This window comes from Mesorhizobium sp. M1E.F.Ca.ET.041.01.1.1 (assembly GCF_003997355.1).
Lineage (GTDB): Bacteria > Pseudomonadota > Alphaproteobacteria > Rhizobiales > Rhizobiaceae > Mesorhizobium.
This window is the reverse complement of sequence record NZ_RZSL01000830.1, coordinates 1-2,084: the sequence shown is the minus strand read 5'-3', so window position 1 is coordinate 2,084 and position 2,084 is coordinate 1. Positions and strand designations below refer to the sequence as shown.

The 2,084-nt window shown below is 64.5% G+C and carries 3 protein-coding genes; 1 reads left to right on the top strand and 2 read right to left on the bottom strand.

What is annotated here, in order from left to right:
- Positions 1-82: 82 nt before the first annotated feature.
- Positions 83-520 (bottom strand): hypothetical protein, encoded by a 438-nt coding sequence (locus EOA38_RS34765; protein ID WP_127301353.1) that lies wholly within the window; start codon positions 518-520, stop codon positions 83-85.
- Between the two features lie 239 nt (positions 521-759).
- Between EOA38_RS34765 and EOA38_RS34760 the strand changes: the two genes are divergently transcribed.
- The gene (locus tag EOA38_RS34760) at positions 760-1,662 is read left to right on the top strand and encodes a dienelactone hydrolase family protein (RefSeq protein WP_127301352.1); all 903 of its coding nucleotides are present in this window, start codon (positions 760-762) and stop codon (positions 1,660-1,662) included.
- A 10-nt stretch (positions 1,663-1,672) separates the two neighbouring features.
- On the opposite strand, the gene EOA38_RS34755 is transcribed toward EOA38_RS34760, so the two are convergent.
- On the bottom strand, positions 1,673-2,084 hold a 412-nt coding region (locus tag EOA38_RS34755; RefSeq protein ID WP_145966227.1), incomplete at its 5' end, for an EamA family transporter.

Sequence of the window (2,084 nt, the reverse complement as noted above, 5' to 3'; positions counted from 1 at the left end):
CGGCGGTCACGGCTCGGTCGGCACCAAGCCGGGCGACTACGTGATGGCCTACACGCTGCCGAAGTAAGGCGCCGGGTTGAGCTCAAAGGCCAAGGTGGCTCCTCAGGCTGGGCACTTGACCGAGCACTTGGTTGGTGAGGTCGGGGCCGGCAGCCGCTTCGGCCTGCTTGATCAAAGTCTCGCCGGCCTGCCGGATCTGCGCCATGTCGAGGCCGGACTCTTTCAGTGCCGCGACGCCGTTGATCAATGCGCCTGCCTTTTCGCCGAGCACGCCGCCCAACGCTCCCTGCAGCGAAGACAGCAAGCCGCCACCCGAACCAGCCGCGGCGCCGGCGGCCATCACATCGTATTTCTGGGCCAGCGCATCGGCGCCCGGGATCTGATCGAAGAAGGACGAAACGCTGGTGCCTTCCGCTTCGTGCTCGAGCACGGAGAAGATGGTGCCGACGACCTTCTCGGTGGTTGGTTGGTCGAGCCCCGCCTTCTGCGAAACGGTGTTGACGATATCCTGAACGTTCATGGCATTCCCCTTTTCGTCGTCTGGATCGGGCGCGACCGTATCGGCAGCTTCCCTTCCTAATGTGACAGCACCATCAAGGCTTTCGGAAATGACCAAAACGTGATGACCCGCCTTGGCGGTATCCGCCGAGAGGGAAGCGTGCCGATGAACGAACGATCCGGCCAGACGGTCACCCGTCCGTGACTGGACCGGGCGAGCTTCAACCCTATCTTGCGCATCACACAGTCACGGGGAGAACCATGACCGAACCTTCAGCCAGGCCTGTCATCACGCAGCCCATCATCACTCAGGCGATGATCGATGCCTATGACGAGTACACGCATTTGACCCTCGACCGACGCCGCTTCATGGAGCAATTGACCAGGCTCGCCGGATCGGGCGCGGCGGCCGCTGCGATCGCACCGATGCTGGCGGCGAATTCGGCCCAGGCGGCGATCGTCGCCGAGGACGATCGGCGTGTGAAGGGTGAGGACATCGCCTATCCGGGCAGCAGCGGCGAGATGAAGGGCTATCTGGTCAAGCCGGCGGGCCAGTCTGGCAAGCCCGGTACCGTTATCGTCGTCCACGAGAATCGGGGACTCAATCCGCATATCCGCGATGTCGCCCGGCGCGTGGCGCTGGAAGGCTTCATCGCGCTGGCGCCCGATTTCCTGTCGCCGCTCGGCGGCACGCCCGCCGACGAGGACAAGGCGCGCGACATGTTCGCCAAGCTCGACGCTAGCCAAGTCACGGCCGACGGCGTCGCGACGGTCGCGTACCTCAAGGGCCTGAAGGACGGCAACGGCAAGGTCGGCGCGGTCGGGTTCTGCTGGGGCGGCGGCACGGTGAACGCGCTCGCCGTCAATGCGCCTGACCTCAACGCCGGCGTCGCCTATTACGGCATGCAGCCGAAGGCCGAGGATGTGCCGAAGATCAAGGCGGCGCTGCTGTTGCATTATGCCGGGCTGGACGAACGCATCGACGTCGGCATCGATGCCTACAAGAAGGCGCTCGATGCTGCGCATGTCGAATACACGGTCTATGTCTATGACGGCGTCAACCACGCCTTCAACAATGACACCTCGGCCGCGCGTTACGATAGGAAGGCGGCCGATCTCGCCTGGGGGAGGACGGTCGAGTTTCTAAAAGAGAAGCTGGCATAACGCGATTTGGCTACGCGTTGGCCGCCGGCTTGTGCATGGCGACGCCCGCGACGACCAGTGCGATGCCGAGGCAGTCGGTGAGGCTGGGAACCTGCCTCAGCACAATGACGCCGATCAGCGTCGCGGTGAGCGGCAAAAGCGAGAGCATCAAAGCGAAGCTGGCGCGTGGCAGCCGGGCCATGGCGAGCTGGTCGCAGATATAGGGGATGACCGAGGAGCAGACGCCAACGCCGATCGCGGCGACGAGCAGTTGCGGGGCCGAAAAAGCGGGCAGCGCCTCGCTGAAGCCCACCGGCAGCACGACGAGGAACGCGATCGCCATGGCGGTGCCGAGACCTGCGATGCCGATGCCGGTCTGGGCGATGCGGTGGCCCAGCACGATGTAGCCGACGAACAGCGCGCCGTTCAAGAAGGCCCAGAAC